Genomic DNA, 24,728 nt, shown 5'->3' with positions numbered 1-24,728 from the left:
GGGCCGCGGGGCTCTACAATATCGCCCCGCGTCGCTTCCCACTCCTGACCATGTCTTCCGATCTGCTGCCCGTGCGCCGGGCCCTGTTGTCCGTTTCCGACAAGACCGGCCTGCTCGAGCTGGCCCGTGCGCTTGCCGCGCGCGGCGTTGAACTGCTCTCCACCGGCGGCACCGCCAAGGCGATCCGCGACGCTGGCCTGCCGGTCAAGGACGTGTCCGAGGTCACCGGCTTCCCCGAGATGATGGACGGCCGGGTCAAGACGCTGCATCCGCTGGTGCACGGCGGCCTGCTGGGCCGCGCCGGCCTCGACGATGCGGTGATGGCGCAGCACGGCATCGCCCCGATCGATCTGCTGGTGCTCAACCTCTATCCGTTCGAGGCGGTCACCGCCAAGGCCGACTGCACGCTGGCCGACGCGGTGGAGAACATCGACATCGGCGGCCCGGCGATGCTGCGCAGCGCGGCCAAGAACTTCGCGCGCGTGGCCGTGGCGACCTCGCCGGACCAGTACGCCGAACTGCTGGCCGAGCTGGAGGCCCACGACGGCCAGCTCTCGGCGGCCAAGCGCTTCGCGCTGTCGGTGGCCGCGTTCAACCGCGTGGCGCAGTACGACGCGGCGATCAGCAACTACCTGTCCTCGTGCGTGGAGCCTTCCGCGGAGGCCGGCACCGCCGCACGCGGACAGGCCATGGAGGCTGCGCCGGAGCGTTCGCTGTTCTCCGCGCAGGCCAACGGCAACTTCGTCAAGGTGATGGACCTGCGCTACGGCGAGAACCCGCACCAGCGCGCCGCGTTCTATCGCGACCTGTATCCGGCGCCCGGCTCGCTGGCCACCTTCGCCCAGCTGCAGGGCAAGGAACTGAGCTACAACAACATCGCCGACAGCGACGCGGCCTGGGAATGCGTGCGCCAGTTCGACGCGCCGGCCTGCGTGATCGTCAAGCACGCCAATCCCTGCGGCGTGGCCGTGGGCGCAGGCACCGGCGATGCCTACGAGCTGGCCTACGCGACCGATCCGACCAGCGCCTTCGGCGGCATCATCGCCTTCAACCGCACGCTGGACGCGGCCACGGCCAAGGTGATCCTGGACCGCCAGTTCGTCGAGGTGCTGATCGCGCCGGACTACGAGCAGGGTGCGCTGGACTACGCCACCAAGAAGGCCAACGTGCGCGTGCTGCGCATTCCGCTGGCGCCGCCCTCGCCGCATTTCATCGATACCAAGCGCATCGGCTCGGGCATGTTGATGCAGACCGCCGACGACCGCGTGGTGACCCGCGACGAGCTGAAGGTGGTGACCCAGCTGGCGCCAACCGAGGCGCAGTTCGAGGACCTGCTGTTCGCGTGGAAGGTGGCCAAGTTCGTCAAGTCCAACGCCATCGTCTACGCCAAGGACCACCGCACGATCGGCGTCGGCGCCGGGCAGATGAGCCGGGTGTACTCGGCGCGCATCGCCGGCATCAAGGCGCAGGACGCTGGCCTGGTGGTGGAGGGTTCGGTGATGGCCAGCGATGCGTTCTTCCCGTTCCGCGACGGCATCGACGCCGCCGCGCAGGCCGGCATCAAGGCGGTGATCCAGCCCGGCGGCTCGATGCGCGACGGCGAGGTCATCGCCGCGGCCGACGAGCACGGCATCGCGATGGTCTTTACCGGCGTCCGTCACTTCCGGCATTGATACCGGCTGCGCCGGCATCAATCCCAAAGTTTGCTGCGCAAACTTCGGGCCCCGGCCTTGCGCTTCCACACCCCCATTCGCGCCTCCGGCGCGAATCGCCCCCTGACTCAGGGGGCTCCCTCTCGGAGATATCGTGATGAAAGTGTTGGTGATCGGCTCCGGCGGCCGCGAACACGCCCTGGCCTGGAAGCTGGCCCAGTCCGCCCGCGTCAGTGAGGTGCTGGTCGCGCCGGGCAATGCCGGCACTGCGACCGAGCGCGGCTGCCGCAACGTGCCGGTCAAGGTCACCGACATCGAAGGCTTGCTCAAGCTCGCGCAGGACGAAGGCGTGGCGCTGACCGTGGTCGGGCCGGAAGTGCCACTGGTGCTCGGCGTGGTCGACGCGTTTCGCGCCGCGGGCCTGCGCATCTTCGGGCCGAGCGCGGCCGCCGCGCAGCTGGAAGGCAGCAAGGCCTTCGCCAAGGACTTCCTCGCCCGCCACGGCATCCCGACCGCGTTCTACCAGGTGCATACCGACGCGGACGCGGCGCTGGCCTATGTGCGCGACAAGGGCGCGCCGATCGTGATCAAGGCCGACGGCCTGGCCGCGGGCAAGGGCGTGATCGTGGCGATGACGCTGGAGGAGGCCGAGGCCGCCGTGCGCGACATGCTCAGCGGCAACGCCTTCGGGCAGGCCGGCGCGCGCGTGGTGGTCGAGGAGTTCCTCGACGGCGAGGAAGCCAGCTTCATCTCGATGGTCGACGGGCGCACCGCGCTGCCGATGGCCACCAGCCAGGACCACAAGCGCGTGGGCGACGGCGACACCGGCCCCAACACCGGCGGCATGGGCGCCTACTCGCCCGCGCCGGTGGTGACGCCGCAGGTGCATGCGCGCGTGATGCGCGAAGTGGTCGAGCCGACCGTGCAAGGCATGATCGCCGACGGCGTGCCGTTCACCGGTTTCCTCTATGCCGGGCTGATGATCGACGCCAGCGGCGCGCCGAAGGTGATCGAGTTCAACGTGCGCTTCGGCGACCCGGAGACCCAGCCGGTGATGCTGCGCCTGCAGTCGGACCTGGTGGACCTGGTCGAGGCGGCGATCGACGGCCGCCTCGATGAGGTCCAGGCGCAGTGGGACCCGCGGCCCTCGCTGGGCGTGGTGATCGCCGCTCGCCCGTACCCGGACACGCCGGTCACCGGCGAGGTCATCGAAGGCCTGGACGCGGTGCCGGCCAGCGCCAAGGTCTTCCACGCCGGCACCGCGCTGGGCGCCGACGGCCGCGTGGTCAGCGCCGGCGGCCGCGTGCTGTGCGTGGCCGCGCTGGGCGAGCGCGTCGCACAGGCGCAGGCCAACGCCTATGCCGGCGTGGACAGGATCGGCTTCGAGCACGCCTTCCACCGCCGCGACATCGGCTGGCGCGCGATCGTGCGCGAGCAGGACTGAGCGCCGGCGTCTTCAGCGCGACGCGTTGAACGAAACGCGCCCCGCCGGGCGCGTTTCCTTTTGTAGCTCGCCAATGCCGGCAGCCGCTGCTGCGCCGGCTCAATGGGCATGCGCCGACCTGGCGACTGCGCATCGACCGCCTGATCGACAAGCGTGCCGGCCACTGCGGGCATCGGCGCGCCCCGCGCGCGCCCGCTGAGTCCGTGCCTGGACTCGAACGGACGCGCGATGCCGCTAGGCCCACGCGCGCCGGCCACGTTGCGTTGCATCGGCTTGCGGCACACTGGCGTCTCGTCCGTCCCGGTGCGCCCGCTCCTTTCGCATGTCCTCGTCCTTCGAATCCCGCCTCGGCCGCCTCTGGGCCCACGAGAAAGCCAGCTACGGGCTGCGGGTGTTCATCGCGCTGTCGGTGGCCATGGGCCTGTGCTGGTACCACGACCGGCTGCTGTGGATCCCGCCGCTGTTCCTGGGGATCATCGCCAGCGCCCTGGCCGAGACCGACGACAACTGGCTGGGCCGGACCAAGTCGGTGCTGCTGTCGCTGCTGTGCTTCGTGCTGGCCGCCAGCGCGGTCAAGCTGCTGTTCCCGCATCCGCTGCTGTTCGTGATCAGCCTGGCGCTGGCGACCTTCGCCCTGACCCTGCTCGGTGCGCTGGGCGAGCGCTATGCCTCCATCGCCACCGGCACGGTCAGCCTGTCGATCTACGCGATGATCGGCATGGACCATGGCATCAACCCCGCCCCGGCGCACACCGCCGCCAGCTGGCAGGGCACCGGGCTGTTGCTGCTCGGCGCGGCCTGGTACGGACTGCTGTCGATCCTGTGGACGGTGCTGTTCGCCAACCGCCCGGTGCGCGAGCGGCTGGCGCGGCTGTTCTGGGAGCTGGGCCGCTTCCTGCGTCTGAAGGCCGATCTGTTCGAGCCGGTGCGCGAGGTCGACGTCAACGCGCGCCGGCTGGCGCTGGCCCAGCAGAACGCGCGCGTGGTCGAGGCGCTCAACGGCGCCAAGACCGCGATCCTGGCGCGCTTCGGGCGCTCAGGCCGGCCCGGCGTGCAGTCGGGCCTGTACTTCCGCCTGTACTACATGGCGCAGGACTTCCACGAGCGCGCCAGCTCCTCGCACTACCCCTACGAGGCGCTGACCGAGGCCTTCTTCCACAGCGACGTGCTGTACCGCTGCCAGCGCCTGCTGGCGCTGCAGGGCAAGGCCTGCGCCGCGCTGGGCGTGGCGATCCGCATGCGCACGCCGTTCGAGTACGGCGAGCAGACGCGCATCGCCACGGCGGACCTGCGCGAGTCGCTGGCCTTCCTGCGCGACCAGCACAACCCGCGCTGGAACCGCCTGCTCGGCTCGCTGGAACTGCTGGGCACCAACCTGCAGACCATCGAGCGGCGGCTGTCGGAAACCGCCCTGTCCGACACCACCAGCGAAGGCATCGACACGCGCCTGCGCGATGCCTCGCCGCATACGCTGCGCGAGATGGGCGCACGCCTGGTAGCGCAGCTGACGCCCAAGTCGCTGCTGTTCCGCCACGGGCTGCGCATGGCCATCGCGCTGGCGGTGGGCTATGGGGTGATGCGCGCGATCCATCCCGACCACGGCTTCTGGATCCTGCTGACCACCGCCTTCGTCTGCCGGCCCAGCTACGGCGCCACGCGCCTGCGGCTGGTGCAGCGCATCGCCGGCACGCTGGTCGGCTTGGGCGCCACCTGGGCGCTGATGCAACTGTTCCCCGGCACCGAGCTGCAGCTGCTGATCGCGCTGGCCGGCGCACTGGTGTTCTTCGTCACCCGCACCGACCGCTACATGATCGCCACCGCGGCGATCACGGTGATGGCGCTGCTGTGCTTCAACCTGCTGGGCGACGGCTTCCTGCTGATCTGGCCGCGCCTGCTGGATACGGTGATCGGCTGCGCGATCGCCGCGGCGGCCTCGTTCCTGATCCTGCCCGACTGGCAGGGCCGGCGCCTGCACTTGGTGATGGCCGCGGTGGTGCAGGCCTGCACACGCTACCTGGACGAGGTGCTGGCGCAGTACCGCGGCCGCGGCAGCGACGATCTGGCCTATCGCATCGCCCGGCGCGACATGCACAACGCCGACGCGGCGCTGTCGGCGGCGCTGGCCAACATGGTGCGCGAGCCGGGCTACCTGCGCCGCAACCTGGATGCGGGCTTCCGCTTCCTGGCGCTGTCCAACACGCTGCTGGGCTATCTCTCGGCGCTGGGCGCGCACCGCGCCACGCTGCCGCCGCACGCCGACGACGCGCTCATCGACCAGGCCGGTCAGCGCCTGCACGACGCACTGAGCCAGGCCGCGAGCGCGCTGTCCGCGCGCCAGCCGCCGCCGGCCGACCTGGACGCCGGCGTGGCCGAGCTGGCCGACACGCTCGAACAGATGCCCGAGAACATCGAGGACAAGCAGCGCCTGCTGCGCACCCAGCTGGCCCTGATCCTGCGTCTGCTGCCCAAACTGCGCGCCGCCGCCGACGAGGTGATCCGCGGCCCCGCGTCCGAGCCCACCACATCCGGCGCCAGCGCGGCGCCAGCCTAAGAGCAACCGCTCCCCATCCCTCCCTTCGCTTCGCGAAAGGGACGGGGCAGAGCTTGGTGGGAGCCGCCATGGCGGCGATGAAGCTTTCCCGGTAAAGCCCCTCGCCGCCACGGCGGCTCCCACCTGTAGAGCGGAGCTTGCTCCGCTGGGGCTTTCCCGATTGACCCGGCCGAAAGGCAGCGGAGCAAGCTCCGCTCTACCAGGAGGCCGCGATGTGGGCGGAAGAGACGGTTGCGCCCATAAGAGCGCTTCAGCGATCAATAGCGCTCACCTCGCGGCACGCGCTCTACCCCTGCCGCGCCCCATGCGACTCCCCAATCCCGAATCCCCGCTCCACCCAACCCCCGCTTCCCCAACCCCACCACGATGGCCTAGGCTGCGCGCCAGCTCTCGCACGGAATCGCGCATGTCCTCGGGCCACAACCAGTTCGCGCTGCTCAAGCAGCGCCGGTTCCTGCCGTTCTTCGCCGTCCAGTGCTTCGGCGCCTTCAACGACAACGTGTACCGGCAGGCCATCATCGGCCTGCTGTTCTACCTGGGCATCGATGCCCAGCAGCGCACGCTGTACACCAATCTGGCGCCGGCGCTGTTCATCCTGCCGTACTTCCTGTTCTCCTCCATCGCCGGGCAGATCGCCGAGAAGCTGGAGAAGCAGCGGCTGATCGTAATCACCACCACCATGGAGATCTGCATCATGACGCTGGCCGCGGTCGGCTTCCTGACGCAGAACCTGCCCGTGCTGCTGGTGGCGCTGTTCTGCACCGGCACGCAGTCCACGCTGTTCGGCCCGGTCAAGTATTCGATCCTGCCCTCGGTGCTCAAGCCCGAGGAGCTCACCGGCGGCAATGGCCTGGTCGAGATGGGCACCTCGCTGTCGATCCTGGTGGGCATGATCTTCGGCGGGCTGATCTTCCAGATCGCCGGCACGCACGGGCCGGTGACCGCGGCCACCGCGGTGATCGTGTTCGCGGTGGCCGGCAACCTGGTCGCGCGCAAGGTGCCGCGCGTGGAAGCCGGCGCGCCGGACCTCAAGCTCAACTGGAACCTGCTGGGTGAATCGCTGGCCATCATGCGCCTGGCACGCAAGCAGCTGGCGGTGCGCAACGCGATCCTGGGCGTGTCCTGGTTCTGGTTCATCGGCACGGTGCTGACCGCGCAACTGCCGACCTATGCCGAGGTCAACCTGGGCGGCACGCCCTCGCTGTACATCTTCGCCCTGGCCCTGTTCTCCATCGGCACCGGCACCGGCTCGCTGCTGTGCGAGAAGCTTTCTGGCCGCGTGGTGGAGATCGGCCTGGTGCCGCTGGGCGCGTTCGGCATCACCGCCTTCATGCTCGACCTGTACTTCGCCCGCCCGGGCGCGGCCACGCAGAGCGGGCTGAGCGTGATGCAGTTCCTGCAGGCGCACGGCGGCTGGCGCATCTGCATGGACCTGGTCGGCATCGGCCTGTTCACCGGCTTCTTCGTGGTGCCGCTGTTCGCGCTGATCCAGAGCCGCACGCCGCGCAGCGAGCTCTCGCGCGTGATCGCCGGGGTCAACATCCAGAACTCGCTGTTCATCGTCATCGCCGCGGTGCTGGGCGTGGCGGTGCAGCGCTTCCTGGGCTGGTCGATCCCGCAGGTGTTCCTGGCCCTGGCCATCGCCAACGCCGTGGTGGCGATCTGGATCTTCTCGATCGTGCCCGAGTTCCTGATGCGCTTCCTGAGCTGGGTGATGGTGCGCGCGCTGTACCGGCTGCGCCTGCACGGCATCGAGCGCCACCTGCCCGACGAGGGCCCGGCGCTGATCGTGTGCAACCACGTCAGCTACATGGACGCGCTGATCCTCTCGGCGGCGATCCCGCGCCCGGTGCGCTTCGTCATGTACTACAAGATCTTCAACATCCCGGTGATGCGCTGGATCTTCCGCAACGCCAAGGCGATCCCGATCGCCGGCGCGCGCGAGAACCCCGCGCTGATGCAGGAGGCTTTCGAACAGATCGATGCGGCGCTCGCCGACGGCCAGCTGGTGGGCATCTTCCCCGAGGGCGCGCTGACCAAGGACGGGCAGATGGCCGCGTTCAAGTCCGGCGTGGAGAAGATCCTCGAACGCCGCCCGGTGCCGGTGGTGCCGATGGCGCTGCGCGGCATGTGGACCAGCATGTGGTCGCATCGCGACTCGCGCCTGCACCGCATGCGCCTGCCGCGCCGCTTCCGTGCGCATATCGAAGTGGTCGCCGGCGCACCGATGCCCGCCGACAGCAGCGCCGAGCAGCTCGAAGCCCGCGTACGCGCACTGCGCGGCGATGCGGCCTGAAGGCACAGCGGGTTCGCAGGATCACAACGCTGGACTAGACTCCAGCCACCAACCCTTGGGGAGATGAGTAGATGAGCACGATTCCGCCGCCGCCCGGCCCGCCGACGCCGCCGTCCGATCCGCCGCCGTATACGCCGCCTCCCTACACCCCGCCGCCGCAGGCCGCCGCGCCGGGCCCGGTGCCCAATCATCTGGTGTGGGCGATCCTGGCCACGGTCTTCAGCCTGTGCCTGTGCTGCGGCATCCCGGGCCTGATCACCGGCATCGTGGCGATCGTGTTCGCCGCCAAGGTCAACAGCCTGCTGGCCGCGGGCGACTTCGCCGGTGCCCAGCGCGCCTCGCAGACGGCCAAGACCTGGTGCATCGTGACCACGGTGTTCGCCGCGATCGGCATCGTGCTGATGATCTACAACTTCGCCAGCGGCCATGCGATGGCCAACTACGAGCTGATGATGCAGCAGATCCGGGCGCAGGCCGGCCAGTGATCGCACTGACGCGCCCGCGCGTCCTCCTGCTGGCGGCGACCGTTCCATTGGTCGCCGCCGGCGCGCTGGTGCTGCGGGTGGTCGATCCCAATCAGCCGGGCAATCTGCTGCCCCGTTGTGTCTTCCACGGCCTCACCGGCCTGTGGTGTCCGGGCTGCGGCATGACCCGCGCGCTGCACGCCCTGCTGCAGGGCGATCTGCCCACCGCCCTGCACATGAATCCGCTGGGCATGCTGATGTTGCCGCTGCTGCCGATGATGCTGCTCTGGTCGTGGGGCTGGCAGCCGCGCGTGCTGCAGCCGCTCATGCGCTGGGCGATGGATCCGCGGGTGTGGCTGGTGGTGATTCCCGCCTATTGGCTGTTGCGCAATCTGCCGTGGTTTCCCTTCACGCTGCTGGCGCCGCCGGCTTGAGTGTTGGCACGGCCTGAGCGCAGACAGTGCCTGAGAGCTGACAAGGCCTTAAAGCAGGCGCTGCCTGAGGTCAGCGCGAGCAAGCGCTCGTCTCGTTCGGATGTCTGCGCCGTTCGCGGAAATCCTTCTTCTCGTCATCCCCGCGAACGCGGGGATCCAGGGACGTTCGTCCAGACCGCACAACGTCCATGGGCTCCCGCCTTCGCGGGAGCGACGATTTTTTGTGATCGGCCTTACGCCAGAATGCCGGAACGGGCTGGCCGACCTGTCGCATCAGCCGGGCGCTCGCTGAAGCACGGCATGCCGCGCAAGCCATCGCGCTTCGATTATCCGCCGCACCGCCATCCATGGCGCGACCTTGGCTGCCTTGCGGATCGTCCGGCCCGGCCATCCCTGGCCGGGCGTTCGCTGAAGCGCGGCATGCCGCGCTTCAGCTCACCCACCCCGCGATCACCAGCAAGGCCATCACCGCCAGCCACAGCAGCAGGATGCGCCAGACCAGGCTCATCGCGTCGCGGAGTTCGGGCATGTCGCGCAGCTGCGGCGGCGGGGGCACGCCGTCGTCCAGATAGTCCTGCACTTCCTCGGCGACTTCGGCGCTGACGCTGGCGCGCGCGGCCGCGCCGAGGAAGCTGGTGTCCAGCCGCCAGCGGTTGCCGCCAGCGCCACGCCAGGCCTGGAACACTGTGTCGAAGTTGCCCATCAGCGCCATCGACAGCGTCATCAGCTGCGCGACCGGCCAGTCCAGCAGGGTCAGCAGCCGCGCGGCGCCGGCGCGGTGCGCCTCGGGCAGGGTGTCGGCCGCCGGGCCGCGCGCGGACAGGGCGCACAGCCGGTACAGCACCGCGCCGGCGGGGCCGAGCAGCGCGAACCAGAACACCACCGAGAACCAGCGCGTCAGCGCAGCGCGGAACACGGCCTCGACCAGGCCCGGCGCGTCGTCGCTGTCGGGTCCCAGCTCGGCCATCGCCAGGCGCTGCCCGGCGGCCTCCTCGGCCTCGAGCACCGCGCGCACGTCGGCATCCAGATCGCGCGGACCCCAGGCCCAGACCAGCACCGCCACGCCGAAGACCAGACCCAGCAGGCCCAGCAACGGCGCATGCAGCCAGGCCTGCACCACGATCACCAGCAGCAGCCAGGGCGCGATCGCCAGCGCAGCGCCGGCCGGACCGGTCCACAGCCCGCTGCCGCCCAGCCGCACCTGCAGCCAGTGCAACCAGCGCGCGTACAGATCGTGGCGCCGGTACGCGCTCACCGCATGCGGCGCCAGCTGGCCCAGCACCACCGCCACCACGACCGCTACCAGCGTGATCGACATTTCGAAGGCTCCCTTGCGTGGCGCCGATTCTAGAGCGATCGACGCCGGGCGGCTCAGGCCGTCATCTTGCGGTGCCAGTGCGCGATTAGCGCACGGGCGATGGACAGCGGTGGCGACAGCAGCAGCTCGCCCTCGCCGCGCAGCGCCGCGCCGACCTCGTCTACGCTGCACCAGCGCGCGTCCTCCAGCTCGCCGTTGACGCGCGGTTCGTCGGGCTCGGCATCGGCCTCGAAGCCCAGCATCAGGGCGCCGGGAAACGGCCAGGGCTGCGAACCGAGATAGCGCGCGGCGCGCACGCGCACTTGCGTCTCTTCCAGCACCTCGCGGGCCACGGTCTGCTCCAGGCTCTCGCCCGGCTCGACGAAACCGGCGACCACCGAATAGCGCTGCGCCGGCCACGCTGCCTGGCGCCCCAGCAGCAGCCGCGTGCCGTCGCTGACGGCCACGATCACCGCCGGATCCACGCGCGGGTAGTGCTCGGCGCGGCACTGCAGGCAGCGCGCGATATAGCCGGCGCGGCGCAGTTCGAGCCGGCCGCCGCAGACGGTGCAGAACCGCGTGCGCCGCTGCCAGTGCAGCAGCGCGCGCGCCTGGGCGAAGGCGGTCGAATCGGCATGCGCCCAGTCGCTGGCGGCCTGGCGCAGCTCCATCCGGCCCGGCGCCTGGAAGGCGACCACGTCGGCCGAGATGGCAAACCACGCCACCTCTCCGCGCAGCCCCAGGAATGTCGCCAGGCCCGGCCCGCCGCCCAGTTGCTCGCCGGTGGGCGCCAACAGCTCGCCGTGGCGATCGGCGTAGGCCAACCCATCGGCGTCGATCACCAGCACCCGCGCCTGCGGCCACAGCGCGGCCAGCGCGCGCGCGTCGTCGCGCAGCGCATCGGCGCGGTCCAACGGCTCGGCCACGAACGAAAAACCGGACAAGGGTCCGGTCTGAAGAGGCAACGGCGTGCGTGCGCCGCCCGCGTCGGCCGGCATCACATGCTGAAGCTGCTGCCGCAGCCGCAGGTGGTCTTGGCGTTGGGGTTGCGGATCACGAACTGCGCGCCGGTCAGGCTCTCGGTGTAGTCCACCTCGGCGCCCATCAGATACTGCAGGCTGAGCGGATCGACCAGCAGGGTGACCTCGTCGGTGCGCACGGCCACGTCGTCCTCGGCGCGGTTCTCGTCGAACTCGAAGCCGTACTGGAACCCCGAGCAGCCGCCGCCCTCGATGTACACGCGCAGCGCCAGGTCGGCATTGCCTTCCTCGGCGATCAGCTCGCGCACCTTGGCCGCGGCGGCATGGGTGAAGTTGAGCGGACGCTCCAGCGACTGGTAGTCCGGCGCCGGGGTCGCATTGGGCAGGGAGACGAGCGTGCTCATGGCGGCAAGGATGGGGCCAGGACGATGTCAGTTCAACCCGCGGGCTGGGCCGCATCGTCCTGCGCGCCGGCGGCCTGCGCCCAGGTGAAGGACTGGTCCACGCGCTCGCTGTTGTCCGGCTGCAGGCGCGCGGTGACGCGCAGCGGCTTGAAGTCCGGCGGCAGCACGATCTCGCCCTCGATCTGCTGGAAATACTTGAACGAATACGCCATCCCGTCGGCCTGCGGCTGCTGCCGGAGCCTGCCCCAGTCCAGCGTCTCCAGCTTGCCCGCGCGCGTGCCCTCCACGCTCAGCTGCAGGCGCCCGCGGTTGACCGCGCCGCGGTTGAGGTTCTGGGTGAGCGTGGCGGTGAAGTGCCAGGCCTGGTCGGTCTGCGGCTGCAGCTTGAGCTCGTGCACCGCCAGACCGCGCCGCTGCGCGGTGGCGCCGACGAAACGCTCGTAGAAGGCCACGTCCGCGCGCAGGCCGGCGATCTGTTCCTCGCGGTCGCTCAGCGTGGCCTGCAGGTCGCGGTTGGCCTCGCGGCTGATCTGGTCCGAACGCGAGAGCGTGGCGACCTGCTGTTCGAGGTCATGCACGCGGCCCTGGGTCGCCTGCCACTGCGCCACCGTCGGCGCCTGCTGCGCGCCCGGGGCGAACACCGTCCACAGGCCCCAGACACCGAAGCCCAGCGCGAGCACCAGCACGCCCAGCAGCGCATACACCGTCAGCCGCGCGCCGCGGCTGACGGGCAGCAGATGCGGGCCTTCGGACGCCGGGCGCGGCGCGCCGTTGGGCGGATCGTTCGCAGACATGACGCCAGCTTAGTCGGCCCGTTATGAACAGGGCCGAGGCTCGCCTGCGCGGCCTAGGCGTTGGCGGCTTCCGGCAGCGCGTCCAGCTGTGCCGGCACGGGCGCCGCAGCCTGCGCCGGTTCGCCCTCGGCCAGATGCATCAGCTGACCGACCAGCACCGCGCCGGCGCGCATCTCCACCACCTTGTAGTGGATGTTGCCGCTGACCCGCGCCCTGGGCGCCAGCTCCACCCGCTCGGTGGCGCGCACGTCGCCTTCGATGCGGCCGTTGACGATCACCACCGGCACATCGACCACGCCCTCGATCAGGCCCGCCTCGCCCAGCGTCAGCGTGGCCGGCTGGCCGGGCGCGGCGAAGACCCGGCCGTGGATGCGGCCCTCCACCACCAGCCCGCCGCTGAACTGCAGATCGCCATGCAGCACGACCTGCGCGCCGATGAGGGTGTCGACGGCCTGGCCGTCGTGCCAGCTGCTCTTCTTCTTCAACATGGACGCTCCGTGGGAGGAAGGGGACTGCGGTCAGCCGCGGGCCGGGGCCCAGTCGAACGCGCGCTCGACCGGCGCCCGCCCGGGCGCCTGCAGGGTCACGCGCACGCGCTGCGGGGTGAAGCCGGCCGGCAGCACGATGCGCCCGGACAGCTCTTGGAAATAGCGGAAGGAGAACGCCTGCGGCGCGGTCTCGCCGCCGGTGTGCAGCTGCCCCCAGTCCAGCGTCTCGTGGCGGCCGGCGCGCACGCCGTCCACCGCCAGCTGCATCTGCCCGGTGCTGATCGCATCGCGGTCCAGGGTCTGGGTCAGCACGATCCGGTAGCCGAAGGCCCCGTCGCCCTGGGCGGCGAACCTGGAGGAGAACACCGTCAGGTCCGTGCGCTGGGCGGTCGGACCGGCCAGGCGTGCATAGAAGGCCAGGTCGCTGCGGAGATCGTTGATCTGGGTCTCGCGCTGGGCCAGGGTGTCCTGCAGGTCCAGGTTGGCCGCGCGACTGATGCGGTCGGACTGCTCCAGCACCACCATCCGGCGGCGCAGCTCGGCGACCTCGCGGCTGGACTGGCGCTCGGCAGCCTCGGCGCTGGCCGCGCGCTGGCGCAGGTGGTCCAGGCCGGCCGGGCGCGTCAGCCACAGGACGGCGGCGGCGACCAGCGCCAGCGAGGCGAGCCAGCCCAGGACCAGCAGGAGCCGCCACGGCAGGCGGCGGCCCTGGCGGCCGCGGACGATGCGGTACTGCGGAATGGTGGAGTGCATGGCGGACACGGCGTTGGCAAGGAAGGCCGGCACGGTCCACGCACCGCCCCCGCGCGCCTGCACGGACGCGGCCCCGGCGGGACCTATACTGGCGATGACCCGACGGGACGCGCGCTCCCCTCCCGTCGCCCCCAGTCTAGAGCGTGTTGGCCATGACCGAAGCACATCTGTTCGTGATCGGGATCCTGCTGGCCTGGATGGCGGGCATCCGCGCCTACCTGACCGTGTTCGGAATCGGCCTGGCCGGGCTGCTGGGCTGGGTCGAGCTGCCGCCGGCGCTGCAGGCCACCCAGTCCTGGTGGGTGCTGGGCACCTCCGGCGCCCTGGCGATGGCCGAGTTCTTCGCCGACAAGATCCCCGGCGTGGATTCGGTCTGGGACCTGCTGCAGACCCTGGCGCGGGTGCCGGCCGGCGCCTTCCTGGCCGCCGCGACGCTCTCGCCCGACGGTCACCTGGGCACCGGGGCGCTGGCGGCCGGCGCCGGCGTGGCGCTGACCAGCCACCTGCTCAAGGCCGGCTCGCGCGCCCTGCTCAACACCTCGCCCGAGCCGGTCAGCAACTGGACCGCCTCGCTCGCCGAGGACGTGGTGGTGACCGGCGGCCTGGCCCTGGCGCTGGCCCATCCCTGGCTGGCGCTGTCGGTGGCGGTGGTGCTGAGCCTGACCATCGCGCTGGTGCTGGGATGGATCGCCCGCGCGGTGTGGCGACGCCTGCGACCCCGGTCATCACCCACGGCCGCATCGCGGCCGTAAGCGGGTCGAGAACCCGTTTTAACGGCAGTCCGTCGCATAATGGACATCAGTCACGCCGGAAAGCCCGATGCCCGCACCGCCGTCCCCCACGTCTTCGTCCTCTTCTTCTCCGCGCCCGCTGGTGCGCGCCGAGATGCCGCCGCCGAACTACTGGCGGCGCTGGACCGACGACGTGCCGGCCCTCTCCGCCAGCGCCGAAGCAGAGTCCGGTAACGGCGCTGGCGCCGGCCTGCCCGGCGGCGCGGGCGCGCCCCCGGCCGCCGGCGCGGCGGAGGGCGAAGGCGGTCCGGCCGAATCGCCGTATCGCGTGCTGATCGTCGAGGACGACCGCCCGCAGGCCCTGTTCGCCCAGAGCGTGCTGCACGGCGCGGGCATGCTGGCCGAAGTGGAGATGGAGGCCGACAAGGTCATCGACAGCATCCAGCGCTTCGTGCCGGACCTGCTGCTGATGGATCTGCACATGCCCGGCCAGGACGGCATGTCGCTGACGATGGCCATCCGCGAGCGCCCCGAGTACCTGGACCTGCCGATCGTCTTCCTCACCGGCGATCCGGATCCGGAACGCCAGTACGACGCGCTGGACAGCGGCGCCGACGACTTCCTGAACAAGCCGATCCGCCCGCGCCACCTGATCGCCGCGGTGTCCAACCGCATCCGCCGCATGCGCCAGCGCCTGCCGGTGCAGGTGCTGACCAGCGCCGCGCCCGAGGTCAACCAGACCCCGCTGGACGTCAATCCGGAGACCGGCCTGCACACCCGCGCCTACGTCCAGCAGCAGCTGGCCTCGGCGCTGGAGGAACACGCCGACGGCGGCCTGTTCTTCATCGAGATCGCCGGCGCCCTGGGTCTGCGCGACCGCTACGGCTATGCCGCCTTCGAGCAGCTGATGTCGCAGGCCGCGCGCCAGCTGTCCGGCTTCGCCGCGCCGCATCCGCTGGCGCGCCTGAACGACAACAGCTTCCTGACCGTGGCCCGCGGCCTGCCGCGCGAGGCCTTGGAGGGCTTCGCCCGTTCGCTGCACGACCAGCTGGCCAAGGTGTCGCTGCCGGTGCGCGCCAGCGAGACCATCCAGCTGCGCGCGATCATCGGTTACTCCGAGCTGGCCCTGGGCTTCGCCGACCGCGATGCGGCGCTGGAGGCGGTCGAGCACGCCGCAGTGGCCGCGCGCAGCCAGCCCGGCCACGTCGCCGCGCACGTGCCGGCGCCCTCGGCCAGCGAACAGGCCCGCGCCTCGCTGGCCGACACCACGCTGGAACTGCTGTTCCAGCCGATCGTGTCGGTGGCCGGCGGCGACCAGGCCCAGTTCCAGGTGCTCATGCGCCTGCGCCAGGCCGACGGCACGCTGCTGCCAGCCGCCCAGGTCGTGCCGGCGGCCGAGCTGTCCGGCGACATCGTCGACCTGGACCGCCAGATCATCGCCCGCGCGCTGGACCTGATCGCCAAGCGCAAGGTCGAGGGCGCCGAGCTGCGCCTGTTCGTGTCGCAGTCGCCGCTGACCCTGAACCGCCCTGGCGCGGCCGACTGGCTGATCGGCGAGATCCGCCGCCGCGGCATCGAGCCGTCCTCGCTGGTGATGGACCTGCGCCTGTCCGACGCGCTGATCCACACCGTGGCGCTGCGCGATTTCTGCCAGGCCCCGATGCAGGCCGGCGTGCAGTTCTGCCTGAGCCAGTTCGAGCCCGGCACCGATGCCGAGGCGCTGCTCTCGCTGCTGCCGCTGAGCTATCTGCGCGTCTCCAGCCGTTTCGCCGGCGCGCACAAGGACGCCGCGCTGCGCGGCCAGCTGCGCGCCACCATCGACCTGGCGCACCGCCAGAACCTGCTGGTGATCGGCCAGCAGATCGAGGACCCGCAGGCCGCCGCGGCCATGTGGATGGGCGGCGTCGACTTCATCCAGGGCAACCTGGTGCAGGGCGTCGGCGAGGACCTGGGCTTCGACTTCCATAACGCGGTGCTGTAGTGGTCGCCGCGCCAGGACGTGCGGCATTGATGTCCTGGCTGGGCGCCGCCGCGGCCGTGCTGCTGCTGGTCTCGCTGTGGCTGGACCTGTCGATGGTGCCCGGCCCGTGGCTGCTGGTGGCTTTCTCCTCGGGCGTGGCCGCCCTGCTGGCCACCGTGGCCACGCTGGTGCTGCTGCATGCGGTCGCGCGCCACATCGAGGCCGCCGACGCGCGCGCGGCCATCGCCGAGTCCGAGCGCCAGATGGCCCAGCGCGAGGTCGAGCGCCTGGGCCGCGTCGAGGGTGAGCTGATCAAGGCCAAGCAGGCGGCCGAATCGGCGGTGCTGGCCAAGGGCGAGTTCCTGGCCACGATGAGCCACGAGATCCGCACCCCGCTCAACGGCATCGTGCCGATGCTCGAACTGCTCTCGCGCTCGGCCCTGGCGCCGGACCAGCGCCAGCTGCTGCTGACCGCCACCGCTTCCTCGCAGACCCTGCTGCGCATCGTCGACGACATCCTGGACTACTCCAAGCTGGAGGCGAACAAGCTCGAGCTGGAGAACACCGCCTTCAACCTGCGCGAGGTGCTCGAGCAGGTCATGCAGCTGATGCAGCGCCCGGCCGAGAGCCGCGGCCTGCGCCTGGGCCTGCAGCTGGACCCAACCGTACGCCTGTCGGTGCGCGGCGATCCGCTGCGCCTGCGCCAGGTGCTGACCAACCTGATCGGCAACGCCATCAAGTTCACCGAGCGCGGCTCGGTGACGCTGGTCGCCCGGCGCCTGGGCGAGACCGGCGCCCAGCACCTGTTGCGCTTCGAGGTCCGCGACACCGGCATCGGCATCGACCCCGAAGCGCAGGCGCGGCTGTTCAGTCCCTTCAGCCAGGCCGATGCGTCCACCACCCGCATCTTCGGCGGCACCGGCTTAGGGCTGGCCATCTGCAAGCGCATCGTCGGCCTGATGGGCGGGCGCATCGCGGTGGTGTCCGAGCTGGGGCGCGGGTCGACCTTCTGGTTCGAGATCCCGCTGCTCAAGGCGCTGGGCGACCTGCCCGCGCCGGCGCGCCCGGCGCAGGCGCGCGTGCTGCTGGTCAGCGCCGACGGTCGGCTGCGCTCGCGCCTGTCCAACCTGGTGCCGCAGTGGAACGCCTCCCTGCAGTGCGTGGAGACCGTGCAGGAGGCGCTGGAACGGCTGCGCGCCAACACCGCGGGCTTCCACACCGTGGTGGCCGATCTCAGCCCGAGCATGCGCAGCAGCGCCCGCGCCCTGCACCGCGTGATCGGCCGCCTCGCCCAGGAGACCGGCACCCAGCTGGTCTGGCTCTACGGCGACGAGCCGGTGCCCGAGGAGCTGCGCGTCGGCGCGACCTCGCTGCCGCGCCTGGCGCATGAATCGGACCTGCGCGCGCTGCTGAGCACCATCCCCAAGCCCCCCACTGCGCCGGCCAGCGCGCCGGTCCACGTCGAGCAGCCGCTGCCCCTGCCCGAACCGGAGCCGTTCGCCGGCGTCGGACCCGCCGCCGACGCTTCGCAGCCCATCGCCGTGGACGGCCGCCGCGTGCTGCTGGTCGAGGACAACCCGGTCAATCTGGCGGTGGCCGAGAAGATGCTCGAGTCGCTGGGCTTCCGCGCCGACCACGCCCACAACGGCGTGATGGCGCTGGAGAAGATGGAGCGCACCCGCTACCCGCTGGTGCTGATGGACTGCCAGATGCCGCTGCTGGACGGCTATACCGCCACGCGCCGCTGGCGCGAGCGCGAGGCCGAGCGCGGCCAGCCGCGCCTGCCGATCGTGGCCATGACCGCCAACGCCATGGCCGGCGACCGCCAGCGCTGCCTGGACGCCGGCATGGACGACTACCTGTCCAAGCCGGTCTCGCGCGCGCTGCTGGAGGAATGCCTGGTGCGCTGGCTGCCGCCGGTCGGCGAAGCCTCGGATTCGGACACCCCAAACAGCGAGCCCAGTGTGGGCGCCCTCCCCACGATCCCGGTCTCAGAGGGCAACCCCGTGTCCGCCGCGCCGCCGTCGCCTGCGCCGCCGCCCAGCGCGCCTGCGCTCGGCATCCCGGTCGCGCTGGACACCGCGCTGCTGGACGAGCTCGTCGAGTTCACCGGCCCGGACACCGGCCGCATCATCCAGGTCTTCCTCGAGGACGCGCCGCGTCTGATCGCCGAGCTGGAGGCCGCCTCGGCCGCGCCCGACCTGGAAGCCATGCGCGCGGCGGCGCATTCGCTCAAGTCCTCCAGCGCCAATCTCGGCGCGCTGGCGCTGTCGGCCGCGGCCAAGCGGATCGAACTGGGCGCGCGTGAGGCGCGCCTGGAGCGCCCGGCCGTGGCGGTGGCGCTGGTGATCGCCGAGTTCGCCCGCGCCCGGGTGGCGCTGCAGGACTATCTGGCACGCCTGGAGGGCGCGCCGGCCGCGGCTCAGTCGTCGAGCTTGGTCAACAGGTAGTTCGGTTCGCCGATCCGGCCGATCAGATCCAGCTGGGTTTCCAGCCAGTCCACGTGCTCTTCCTCCGAATCGAGGATGTCCACCAGCAGCTGGCGGCTGACGTAATCGCCCACCGTCTCGCAGTAGGCCACGCCCTCGCGCAGCACCGGCAGCGCCTCCAGCTCCAGCGCCAGATCGCACTCGAGCATCTCGCGCGAGTTCTCGCCCACGCGCAGCTTGCCCAGCGCCTGAAAGTTCGGCAGGCCCTCGAGGAACAGGATGCGGTCGGCCAGCTTGTCCGCATGCTTCATCTCGTCGATGGATTCCTTGTACTCGTACTCGGCCAGTTCCTTCAGGCCCCAGTGCTTGAGCATCTTGGCGTGCAGGAAGTACTGGTTGATCGCGGTCAGCTCGTTGTAGAGGACCTTGTTGAGGAACTCGATGACCTTGGCGTCGCCCTTCATCGTCATATCCATGCGCAGAGAATCGACGCGCAGGATAGCGGCCGGCACGAGGCCGTGAGGAAACGCGAATCGTGATCAGTCCCGCGCGCTGCGCGGGCGGTGCGCCCTTAGGCGGCGTTGGCCAGGGCGGCGCCCAGCAGCGGCAGCGGGAAACCCACGCTGGCGTGGTGCGCATCGAGCAGGTCGGCGGCCATGTCCAGGCAGCTGCCGCAGGTGCTGCCGGCGCCGGTGCGCATGGTCAGTTCGGACACGGTCCTGCAGCCGTTGGCGGCGGCTTCGCGGATCTGGTGGTCGGTGACCCCGTTGCAGATGCAGACGTACACGGCGATGGCGGGACGGCGGCGGGCCGGACCGGCCCGATGCCATTCAATCGCGGATGCGAATGATTGTCAATTTGCAGGCGTACCCGGGCCTGAACCCTCGCGCCGCCGGCCGGCCCTGGCGCGCGGACGCTGCGAACTGCGCGCCTGGCCTTCGCCCGGCCGCCGCTCCTGGCGTTGCTGCGGCACGGCCTGCGCGCCGGCCACGACCCGCGCCATCGGCGCCAGATGCCCCAGCGCCCGTGCATACACGCCACGCTTGAACATCACCACATGCTCCATCGGGTACCAGAAGTCGACCCAGCGCCAGTGGTCGAACTCGGGCGTATCGGTCACGTCCAGGCGCACGTGGCGCTCCTCGCCGACCAGGCGCAGCAAGAACCAGACCTGCTTCTGGCCGATGCAGACATGCCGCTCGTTGCGACGCACCGCGCGCGGCGGCAGCCGGTAGCGCAGCCAGCCGGGGGTAGCGCCGAGGATCTCGACGTGTTCGGGCAGCAGCCCGGTCTCCTCGCGCAATTCGCGGTACATGGCTTCCACCGGCGTCTCGTCGGTGTTCATCCCGCCCTGCGGGAACTGCCAGCCGTCGCGGCGCACGCGGCGCGCCCAGAAGACCTTGCCTTCCGGATGCATGAGCACGATGCCGACGTTGGGTCGGTAACCGTCCGGATCGATCACGACGCGGACTCCTGAAAATCTACTGGGTCCGAATGTGCCACGCCCCGGCCGCAGCCTCAACCCGCCGCGCATCGATTGACAAGCCACGGGCCGATGCCCAGAATTACCGGTTCTTCGCGCGGCTATGTAGCTCAGCCGGTTAGAGCACAGCACTCATAATGCTGGGGTCGGTGGTTCGAGTCCACCCATAGCCACCAGATTTCCCTTGTGAAATCAGCGCGTTAGGAAGAACCCGCCCATCGGCGGGTTTTTTGTTGGGCGACGCCGATGCGAGGGGCACAGCCTGCTTCGGCAAGGTCGCCTGCGCATCGAAAATCAGGGCCGCGCTCGATGGTCTAGCCAGAGCCTCCAGGCCTGTCGCGATCTGCGTCCGCCACTCAAGCCTGCGCCTTCTGCTGCTGATCGAACCGCGCGCTGGCGGCATCGAGTTCGCTGCCATGTTCGAGCGCCCAGGCGCATAACGCCTCGAACGGTTCGCGCAAGGCGTGTCCCTGGGGCGTGATCGCATATTCGACGCCGACGGGCGAGGTCGGCAGCACGGTTCTTGTCACCAGCCCGTTGCGTTCCAGGCGCTTCAACGCGTCGGCCAGCGCCTTGTGGGTGATGCCGTCCAGTCGACGCTTGATTTCGTTGAAGCGCGAGGGCTTTGGGCAGATCACGATCAGGATCAGGATCGTCCACTTGTCCGCGATCTTGTCGAGCACGGGCCGGATCTGCGCCATCTGGGACAGCACCCTGCAGGACTGCGCGGCCAGCTCGGTATCGCCGTGTATATCTACGCTACTCATGGTGCGTTCTTGATACCAGATTTACTGCGTATACCTTAGCGCGCATCTCTTCCTGGGCAAGGCATGCGTGATGAATCGGATGGCGAACAAGGTCGCATTGGTCGTGGGTGGCGCAAAGGGCATCGGCTTGGCCATCGCAACGCGCCTGGCGGCGGAGGGGGCCAAGGTGTTCATCACCGGCCGCGCGCGGGATCAGGTGGAGAGCGCCGTCTCCACCATCGGCCATGACGCCCAGGGGCTGGTCGCCGATGCGAGCGCGCGCGAGGACCTGGATCGTGCGATCGCTGCGGTGCGGGAGCGCTGTGGGTCTCTGGACGCGCTGGTGCTGAATGCCGGTATCAGCGAGCCCGCGGCGCTGGGCGATGTCACCCAGGATCACTTCGATCAACACTTCGCGGTCAATGTGAGAGGCGCGCTGTATGGCCTGCAGGCCGCCGTCGACACGCTGCGATCGGGTGCGGCGGTGGTCCTGGTGGGCTCGGTCGCCAGTTCGCTCGGCATCGCCAACTACGGCACCTATGCGGCGACCAAGGCGGCGCTGCGCTCCTATGCGCGGACCTGGGCGGCCGAGCTCGCGCCGCGTGGCATCCGCATCAATGTCGTGGCGCCGGGCCCCACGGACACCGAGATGATGGCGCGCGTGCCGGACGAGGTGCGCGCGTCGATCGTCGCGCCCATTCTGCTGGGGCGGATGGCCAAGCCGGAGGAAGTGGCGTCGGCGGCGCTGTTCCTGCTCAGCGATGAGGCGAGCTTCATCACCGGCGTGGAACTGTTCGTGGACGGGGGCATGGGACAGGTCTAGGCCGAAGGCTTGGCCGGCGCGTGGGATCCGCTGTCCGCACTGTCGGCGCAGTGCGGTGCGGTGCGGAGCTGCCCACGTCCTCGCCGATACGCTAGGTGTTAGCTGCGACCTGCCCCAGTGTCATACACCGCGTTATCGGCTCTTTCTCACCGTCGGTGCCAGGCGCGGATCACGCCGGCGTTGGAGTGGCAACAGACCGAGCCCGATCGATGCGCCCGAGCCGCGGATTTCGCTTGTCAGTTCGACGCGCGCCTGCCGGACCACCTCGAGATAGTCGTCGTAGGCCACCAAGAACTCGCGCCAGCGCTTCACGTACTGACGCTTCTCGGCGGACTCCAGCGCAGCGAGCGAATAGCGCAGCTTCTCCAGGTAACGGTGCACGCATCCGGCGACTTGCCGCGCGTCTTCCCGCGTGTCGGACCCTCTGGCTTCATAGAGTCCTACCACGACGTCGATGCCCTCGCGCGCCGCCGCTTCCACCGCGCAGGCAGCGTGGCGTACCAGGGCGCGTCTTGCCAGTTCGATCATGGGGGCGTCCTCCAGGATGGGACGAGCCCATGCTGCTGATCGGACGAGGCCGGCACCTTGATCCAGATCAACCCGCGGCAGTCGGTAATCCGTATTTCAATCGCTTCTCCAGCGGCCTTCTTTGATCTGGATCAATGAGGCGCCGCCTTGCCAGGCCGATGCTGCGCGCGCACCCGCAGATCAAGAGCTGGGAGGCCACATGGTCGAGATCCTCGTCGCGCTCACCAACACCGCGGGTGACCAGGCGGCCATGGCCCATGCCGCCGCGCTCGTCGAAGGGCGAAGCGGGCATCTCACGCTCGTGCAGCCGGTCGAACTCCCCGGGGCCGCGATGGGCGCGCTGGGCAGCGACCCGATCACGCGCATGCAGCCTGCGGTCATGCAGGCCTTGCGCGATATGGACAGCAGCACGCGTTCGCTGCGCTCGGCCGCAGCCAGGCTGCGCGTTCCCTACGACATCGAGGTCGAGGACGGGAGCAAGGACATTCCGTTGAACGCGATCGCCCAGCGCGCGCAGTTGTTCGATTTCGCCGCGGTGGCCTGCGGTGGGGAACGGCGTTCACAGCGGCGCAAGCAGCACGCGACGTTCTCCGCCATCGCGTTCGGCTCGGGCCGGCCAGTGTTGGCCGTCCCGGCCAGGATGCCCTTGCCGGCGCCCTTGCGCCACGCGGTGCTGGCCTGGAATGGCGCACAGGAATCGGCGCGGGCCATCCATGACTTCTGCGCGCTGGTGCCGTGTGATCGCGCGTCGATCATCGCGGTCGCCCCGAGCGGCCGGACCAGCGAGGCCGGTCATCTGCTTGCCGAGTTCCTGGTGCGCAAGGGCCGGCGCGCGGCTTTCCACGAGGCCCAGGCACAGGGCCGCCCCATCAGCGACGTCCTCACCGACTACGCCCTCGAGGCCGGAGCGGATCTTCTGGTGTGCGGCGCCTACGGACATTCCAGGGCCAGGGAATGGATGCTGGGTGGCACCACGCGCGATCTGCTCGACCGCTCCCACATTCCGGTGTTCTTCTCCAGATGAGGCGACGACCATGCAAGCCGCTGCGTTCACCCCTACAGACAGCGCGACCTGGTCCGGATCGCTTCGCGACCTGCGACATGTGGTCTTCCGCGACGGCACCGACGCCGACGCAGCCGCCATCCGGTCCGTGATCGAGGAGGCAGGACAGCAGCGTGAGGTCCTGTGGATGCTGGGCGGGATCCCGTCGCGATGGCCGCACCGCGACGGCGATACGGCAGGCACGGCCGACACGGCGCAGACGCCGAGCCTGATCGCCGAGACGCGGATCGATGGCCGGGACGTGGCCGTCGGCATCGCGCGCTTTCGGATCGTCGCGAACCGGCGGCGCTGCGAGTGCTGCCTTCTGGTCAAGCCTGACTGGCGACGGCAAGGCCTCGAGGAGATGCTGATGGCGCTGCTGATCGCCAAGGCGCGCAGCGCAGGACTCAGGCGACTCGTCACCTTCGCCGACGCGGAGGACGACGCAGTGAACACGCTCTCGCACGGACTCGGCATGCGCACGCATCGCCTCGGCAGTCGCCCCGACGATCTGCTGCACACCCTGGATCTGTGCGATCGAACCCAACCGAGGAGACGAACATGTTGAAGAACATCCTGGTTCCTCTGACCGACACCGCGGGAGACAACGACGCGCTCTCGGTCGCCATCAAGCTCGCTCAGTCCTACGATGCACAGGTGCGCGCGGCGGAGATCTGCGATCTTCCCTTGCCCACCGAGGGCCCGTGGGATCTGATACCGACCCAGGCATTGACGGCGGCGGAGAACGCCGTGCGCAGTCTGGCCAGCAACCGCGCCGAGCTGGTGCGTGGGCGCGTGGCCGGGCACACCAACCACGTGACCGTCGAGGTGTGGGAAGCCAATACCGATTACCCGTCCGCCGTCGCGGCCCTGCTGGCGCAGGCGGCGGACCTGTGCGTGCTTCCCGGCTGGGCCGGGCTGGCCAAGCCGGCCCCGCAGCTGAAACGCTTCTTCAATGCGGTGCTGTTCCAGTCCGGCACGCCCATCCTGCTCGTCCCGCCGCGCTGCAAGCATCCGCTTCCCCCTGAGCGCGCGTTGGTCGCGTGGAACGGCTCGCCCAACGCCAGGCGGGCGCTCAGCGGCGCGCTTCCGCTCCTGCGACGCGCCGAGCAGGTGCATGTCGTCGAGATCGATCCGCCGCTGGAGGGTCTGCGCGCGGATGAGGCCCTGCGACAGGCGTTTGCCGATCATCTCGAGCGACATGGCATCGAGACCGCCTTCGCGACGCTCGGCAGCAAAGCGAGCAGTTGCAGCGAGGTGGTGCTCTCCCATGCCAGGAAGGTCGATGCGCAGCTGCTCGTCATGGGGGGCTACGGCCATTCCAGACTGCGGGAATGTTCGCTTGGCGGCATGACCCGCGACGTGCTGGCGGCCAGTGCGCTCCCCGTGCTGGTGGCCCATTAGCGGGCAGCGTCACGAAGATGACCTC

General features: G+C 70.1%; 24 protein-coding genes and 1 tRNA gene. 14 read left to right on the top strand and 11 right to left on the bottom strand.

Features of this window, described 5'->3' with window-relative positions; genetic code table 11:
- Positions 1-50: 50 nt before the first annotated feature.
- The 6 genes from purH (at position 51) to WFQ05_RS15240 (ending at position 8,841) form a co-directional block, all read left to right on the top strand.
- Positions 51-1,673 carry a bifunctional phosphoribosylaminoimidazolecarboxamide formyltransferase/IMP cyclohydrolase gene (purH, locus tag WFQ05_RS15265; protein WP_337054438.1) on the top strand — a complete coding sequence of 541 codons (1,623 nt, stop codon included), beginning with the start codon at positions 51-53 and terminating at the stop codon, positions 1,671-1,673.
- A 136-nt stretch (positions 1,674-1,809) separates the two neighbouring features.
- A complete protein-coding gene (purD, locus tag WFQ05_RS15260; RefSeq protein WP_337054437.1) occupies positions 1,810-3,096 on the top strand; it encodes a phosphoribosylamine--glycine ligase in 1,287 nt (428 codons plus the stop codon).
- 322 nt (positions 3,097-3,418) lie between these two features.
- Positions 3,419-5,647: a YccS family putative transporter gene (gene yccS, locus WFQ05_RS15255; RefSeq protein WP_337054436.1), complete on the top strand. Its 2,229-nt coding sequence runs from the start codon at positions 3,419-3,421 to the stop codon at positions 5,645-5,647.
- A gap of 406 nt (positions 5,648-6,053) precedes the next feature.
- Positions 6,054-7,943, top strand: coding sequence for an MFS transporter (locus tag WFQ05_RS15250; RefSeq protein WP_130516551.1), 1,890 nt, complete (start codon positions 6,054-6,056; stop codon positions 7,941-7,943).
- A gap of 71 nt (positions 7,944-8,014) precedes the next feature.
- Positions 8,015-8,428, top strand: a complete 414-nt coding sequence (locus WFQ05_RS15245; RefSeq protein WP_130516549.1) for a CD225/dispanin family protein — start codon at positions 8,015-8,017, stop codon at positions 8,426-8,428.
- Positions 8,425-8,841 (top strand): DUF2752 domain-containing protein, encoded by a 417-nt coding sequence (locus WFQ05_RS15240; RefSeq protein WP_337054435.1) that lies wholly within the window; start codon positions 8,425-8,427, stop codon positions 8,839-8,841. Before WFQ05_RS15245 ends, WFQ05_RS15240 begins: the two co-directional genes overlap by 4 nt.
- Before the next feature lie 430 nt (positions 8,842-9,271).
- Here the strand turns inward: WFQ05_RS15240 and WFQ05_RS15235 are convergent, their stop codons facing one another.
- From WFQ05_RS15235 to WFQ05_RS15210, 6 genes are read right to left on the bottom strand one after another with little or no spacing between them, the layout of a single operon-like run.
- Positions 9,272-10,159: a hypothetical protein gene (locus WFQ05_RS15235; RefSeq protein WP_337054434.1), complete on the bottom strand. Its 888-nt coding sequence runs from the start codon at positions 10,157-10,159 to the stop codon at positions 9,272-9,274.
- Positions 10,160-10,212: 53 nt separating this feature from the next.
- The gene (nudC, locus tag WFQ05_RS15230) at positions 10,213-11,136 is read right to left on the bottom strand and encodes an NAD(+) diphosphatase (RefSeq protein ID WP_130516545.1); all 924 of its coding nucleotides are present in this window, start codon (positions 11,134-11,136) and stop codon (positions 10,213-10,215) included.
- Complete coding sequence (erpA, locus tag WFQ05_RS15225; protein ID WP_130516543.1) at positions 11,136-11,522, bottom strand: iron-sulfur cluster insertion protein ErpA; 387 nt, start codon at positions 11,520-11,522, stop codon at positions 11,136-11,138. The genes nudC and erpA overlap by 1 nt, the downstream gene beginning before the upstream one ends.
- 32 nt (positions 11,523-11,554) lie before the next feature.
- A complete protein-coding gene (locus tag WFQ05_RS15220) occupies positions 11,555-12,316 on the bottom strand; it encodes a DUF6776 family protein (protein ID WP_337054433.1) in 762 nt (253 codons plus the stop codon).
- 53 nt (positions 12,317-12,369) lie between these two features.
- The gene (locus tag WFQ05_RS15215) at positions 12,370-12,804 is read right to left on the bottom strand and encodes a polymer-forming cytoskeletal protein (protein ID WP_130524976.1); all 435 of its coding nucleotides are present in this window, start codon (positions 12,802-12,804) and stop codon (positions 12,370-12,372) included.
- A gap of 30 nt (positions 12,805-12,834) precedes the next feature.
- Positions 12,835-13,557 carry a DUF6776 family protein gene (locus WFQ05_RS15210; RefSeq protein WP_337054432.1) on the bottom strand — a complete coding sequence of 241 codons (723 nt, stop codon included), beginning with the start codon at positions 13,555-13,557 and terminating at the stop codon, positions 12,835-12,837.
- A 152-nt stretch (positions 13,558-13,709) separates the two neighbouring features.
- Here WFQ05_RS15210 and WFQ05_RS15205 point away from each other — a divergent pair, with 152 nt between their 5' ends.
- From WFQ05_RS15205 to WFQ05_RS15195, 3 genes are all read left to right on the top strand, one after another.
- Positions 13,710-14,309, top strand: a complete 600-nt coding sequence (locus tag WFQ05_RS15205) for a DUF4126 domain-containing protein (RefSeq protein ID WP_337054431.1) — start codon at positions 13,710-13,712, stop codon at positions 14,307-14,309.
- A 67-nt stretch (positions 14,310-14,376) separates the two neighbouring features.
- The gene (locus tag WFQ05_RS15200) at positions 14,377-16,269 is read left to right on the top strand and encodes an EAL domain-containing protein (RefSeq protein WP_337054430.1); all 1,893 of its coding nucleotides are present in this window, start codon (positions 14,377-14,379) and stop codon (positions 16,267-16,269) included.
- Between the two features lie 29 nt (positions 16,270-16,298).
- A complete protein-coding gene (locus WFQ05_RS15195; protein ID WP_337054429.1) occupies positions 16,299-18,698 on the top strand; it encodes an ATP-binding protein in 2,400 nt (799 codons plus the stop codon).
- Here the strand turns inward: WFQ05_RS15195 and bfr are convergent.
- The 3 genes from bfr to WFQ05_RS15180 form a co-directional block, all read right to left on the bottom strand.
- Positions 18,671-19,141, bottom strand: a complete 471-nt coding sequence (bfr, locus tag WFQ05_RS15190; RefSeq protein WP_337054469.1) for a bacterioferritin — start codon at positions 19,139-19,141, stop codon at positions 18,671-18,673. The two genes, WFQ05_RS15195 and bfr, sit on opposite strands and share 28 nt — an antisense overlap.
- A 107-nt stretch (positions 19,142-19,248) precedes the next feature.
- Positions 19,249-19,464, bottom strand: a complete 216-nt coding sequence (locus WFQ05_RS15185) for a (2Fe-2S)-binding protein (RefSeq protein WP_130516530.1) — start codon at positions 19,462-19,464, stop codon at positions 19,249-19,251.
- Between the two features lie 66 nt (positions 19,465-19,530).
- Positions 19,531-20,139 carry an RNA pyrophosphohydrolase gene (locus WFQ05_RS15180; RefSeq protein ID WP_130516528.1) on the bottom strand — a complete coding sequence of 203 codons (609 nt, stop codon included), beginning with the start codon at positions 20,137-20,139 and terminating at the stop codon, positions 19,531-19,533.
- 120 nt (positions 20,140-20,259) lie between these two features.
- On the opposite strand from WFQ05_RS15180, the gene WFQ05_RS15175 reads away from it, so the two are divergent.
- Positions 20,260-20,336, top strand: a tRNA-Met gene (locus WFQ05_RS15175).
- A gap of 180 nt (positions 20,337-20,516) precedes the next feature.
- On the opposite strand, the gene WFQ05_RS15170 is transcribed toward WFQ05_RS15175, so the two are convergent.
- Positions 20,517-20,861, bottom strand: a complete 345-nt coding sequence (locus tag WFQ05_RS15170; protein WP_337054428.1) for a helix-turn-helix domain-containing protein — start codon at positions 20,859-20,861, stop codon at positions 20,517-20,519.
- A 136-nt stretch (positions 20,862-20,997) separates the two neighbouring features.
- On the opposite strand from WFQ05_RS15170, the gene WFQ05_RS15165 reads away from it, so the two are divergent.
- Positions 20,998-21,729: a glucose 1-dehydrogenase gene (locus WFQ05_RS15165; RefSeq protein WP_337054427.1), complete on the top strand. Its 732-nt coding sequence runs from the start codon at positions 20,998-21,000 to the stop codon at positions 21,727-21,729.
- Positions 21,730-21,861: 132 nt separating this feature from the next.
- Here the strand turns inward: WFQ05_RS15165 and WFQ05_RS15160 are convergent, their stop codons facing one another.
- Positions 21,862-22,257, bottom strand: a complete 396-nt coding sequence (locus tag WFQ05_RS15160) for a hypothetical protein (RefSeq protein WP_337054426.1) — start codon at positions 22,255-22,257, stop codon at positions 21,862-21,864.
- Positions 22,258-22,456: 199 nt separating this feature from the next.
- On the opposite strand from WFQ05_RS15160, the gene WFQ05_RS15155 reads away from it, so the two are divergent.
- From WFQ05_RS15155 to WFQ05_RS15145, 3 genes are read left to right on the top strand one after another with little or no spacing between them, the layout of a single operon-like run.
- Positions 22,457-23,281, top strand: a complete 825-nt coding sequence (locus WFQ05_RS15155) for a universal stress protein (RefSeq protein ID WP_337054425.1) — start codon at positions 22,457-22,459, stop codon at positions 23,279-23,281.
- Positions 23,282-23,291: 10 nt separating this feature from the next.
- Positions 23,292-23,867, top strand: a complete 576-nt coding sequence (locus WFQ05_RS15150; RefSeq protein WP_337054424.1) for a GNAT family N-acetyltransferase — start codon at positions 23,292-23,294, stop codon at positions 23,865-23,867.
- Positions 23,861-24,703 (top strand): universal stress protein, encoded by an 843-nt coding sequence (locus tag WFQ05_RS15145; RefSeq protein WP_337054423.1) that lies wholly within the window; start codon positions 23,861-23,863, stop codon positions 24,701-24,703. The genes WFQ05_RS15150 and WFQ05_RS15145 overlap by 7 nt, the downstream gene beginning before the upstream one ends.
- Positions 24,704-24,728 lie beyond the last annotated feature (25 nt).

This window comes from Pseudoxanthomonas sp. USHLN014 (assembly GCF_037153335.1).
GTDB lineage: Bacteria > Pseudomonadota > Gammaproteobacteria > Xanthomonadales > Xanthomonadaceae > Pseudoxanthomonas_A > Pseudoxanthomonas_A winnipegensis.
The sequence above is the reverse complement of the archived record's forward strand: the minus strand, read 5'-3'. Positions and strand labels throughout refer to the sequence as shown.

Bases quoted from the DNA above. Each gene is read 5' to 3' on its own strand.
- WFQ05_RS15155 (WP_337054425.1), top strand. From the start codon at position 22,457: ATGGTCGAGATCCTCGTCGCGCTCACCAACACCGCGGGTGACCAGGCG.
- purD (WP_337054437.1), top strand. From the start codon at position 1,810: ATGAAAGTGTTGGTGATCGGCTCCGGCGGCCGCGAACACGCCCTGGCC.
- WFQ05_RS15150 (WP_337054424.1), top strand. From the start codon at position 23,292: ATGCAAGCCGCTGCGTTCACCCCTACAGACAGCGCGACCTGGTCCGGA.
- WFQ05_RS15235 (WP_337054434.1), bottom strand. From the start codon at position 10,159: ATGTCGATCACGCTGGTAGCGGTCGTGGTGGCGGTGGTGCTGGGCCAG.
- WFQ05_RS15250 (WP_130516551.1), top strand. From the start codon at position 6,054: ATGTCCTCGGGCCACAACCAGTTCGCGCTGCTCAAGCAGCGCCGGTTC.
- WFQ05_RS15200 (WP_337054430.1), top strand. From the start codon at position 14,377: ATGCCCGCACCGCCGTCCCCCACGTCTTCGTCCTCTTCTTCTCCGCGC.
- nudC (WP_130516545.1), bottom strand. From the start codon at position 11,136: ATGCCGGCCGACGCGGGCGGCGCACGCACGCCGTTGCCTCTTCAGACC.
- WFQ05_RS15205 (WP_337054431.1), top strand. From the start codon at position 13,710: ATGACCGAAGCACATCTGTTCGTGATCGGGATCCTGCTGGCCTGGATG.
- WFQ05_RS15170 (WP_337054428.1), bottom strand. From the start codon at position 20,861: ATGGCGCAGATCCGGCCCGTGCTCGACAAGATCGCGGACAAGTGGACG.
- yccS (WP_337054436.1), top strand. From the start codon at position 3,419: ATGTCCTCGTCCTTCGAATCCCGCCTCGGCCGCCTCTGGGCCCACGAG.
- erpA (WP_130516543.1), bottom strand. From the start codon at position 11,522: ATGAGCACGCTCGTCTCCCTGCCCAATGCGACCCCGGCGCCGGACTAC.
- WFQ05_RS15245 (WP_130516549.1), top strand. From the start codon at position 8,015: ATGAGCACGATTCCGCCGCCGCCCGGCCCGCCGACGCCGCCGTCCGAT.
- WFQ05_RS15145 (WP_337054423.1), top strand. From the start codon at position 23,861: ATGTTGAAGAACATCCTGGTTCCTCTGACCGACACCGCGGGAGACAAC.
- WFQ05_RS15210 (WP_337054432.1), bottom strand. From the start codon at position 13,557: ATGCACTCCACCATTCCGCAGTACCGCATCGTCCGCGGCCGCCAGGGC.
- purH (WP_337054438.1), top strand. From the start codon at position 51: ATGTCTTCCGATCTGCTGCCCGTGCGCCGGGCCCTGTTGTCCGTTTCC.
- WFQ05_RS15160 (WP_337054426.1), bottom strand. From the start codon at position 22,257: ATGATCGAACTGGCAAGACGCGCCCTGGTACGCCACGCTGCCTGCGCG.
- bfr (WP_337054469.1), bottom strand. From the start codon at position 19,141: ATGAAGGGCGACGCCAAGGTCATCGAGTTCCTCAACAAGGTCCTCTAC.
- WFQ05_RS15195 (WP_337054429.1), top strand. From the start codon at position 16,299: ATGTCCTGGCTGGGCGCCGCCGCGGCCGTGCTGCTGCTGGTCTCGCTG.
- WFQ05_RS15215 (WP_130524976.1), bottom strand. From the start codon at position 12,804: ATGTTGAAGAAGAAGAGCAGCTGGCACGACGGCCAGGCCGTCGACACC.
- WFQ05_RS15220 (WP_337054433.1), bottom strand. From the start codon at position 12,316: ATGTCTGCGAACGATCCGCCCAACGGCGCGCCGCGCCCGGCGTCCGAA.
- WFQ05_RS15165 (WP_337054427.1), top strand. From the start codon at position 20,998: ATGAATCGGATGGCGAACAAGGTCGCATTGGTCGTGGGTGGCGCAAAG.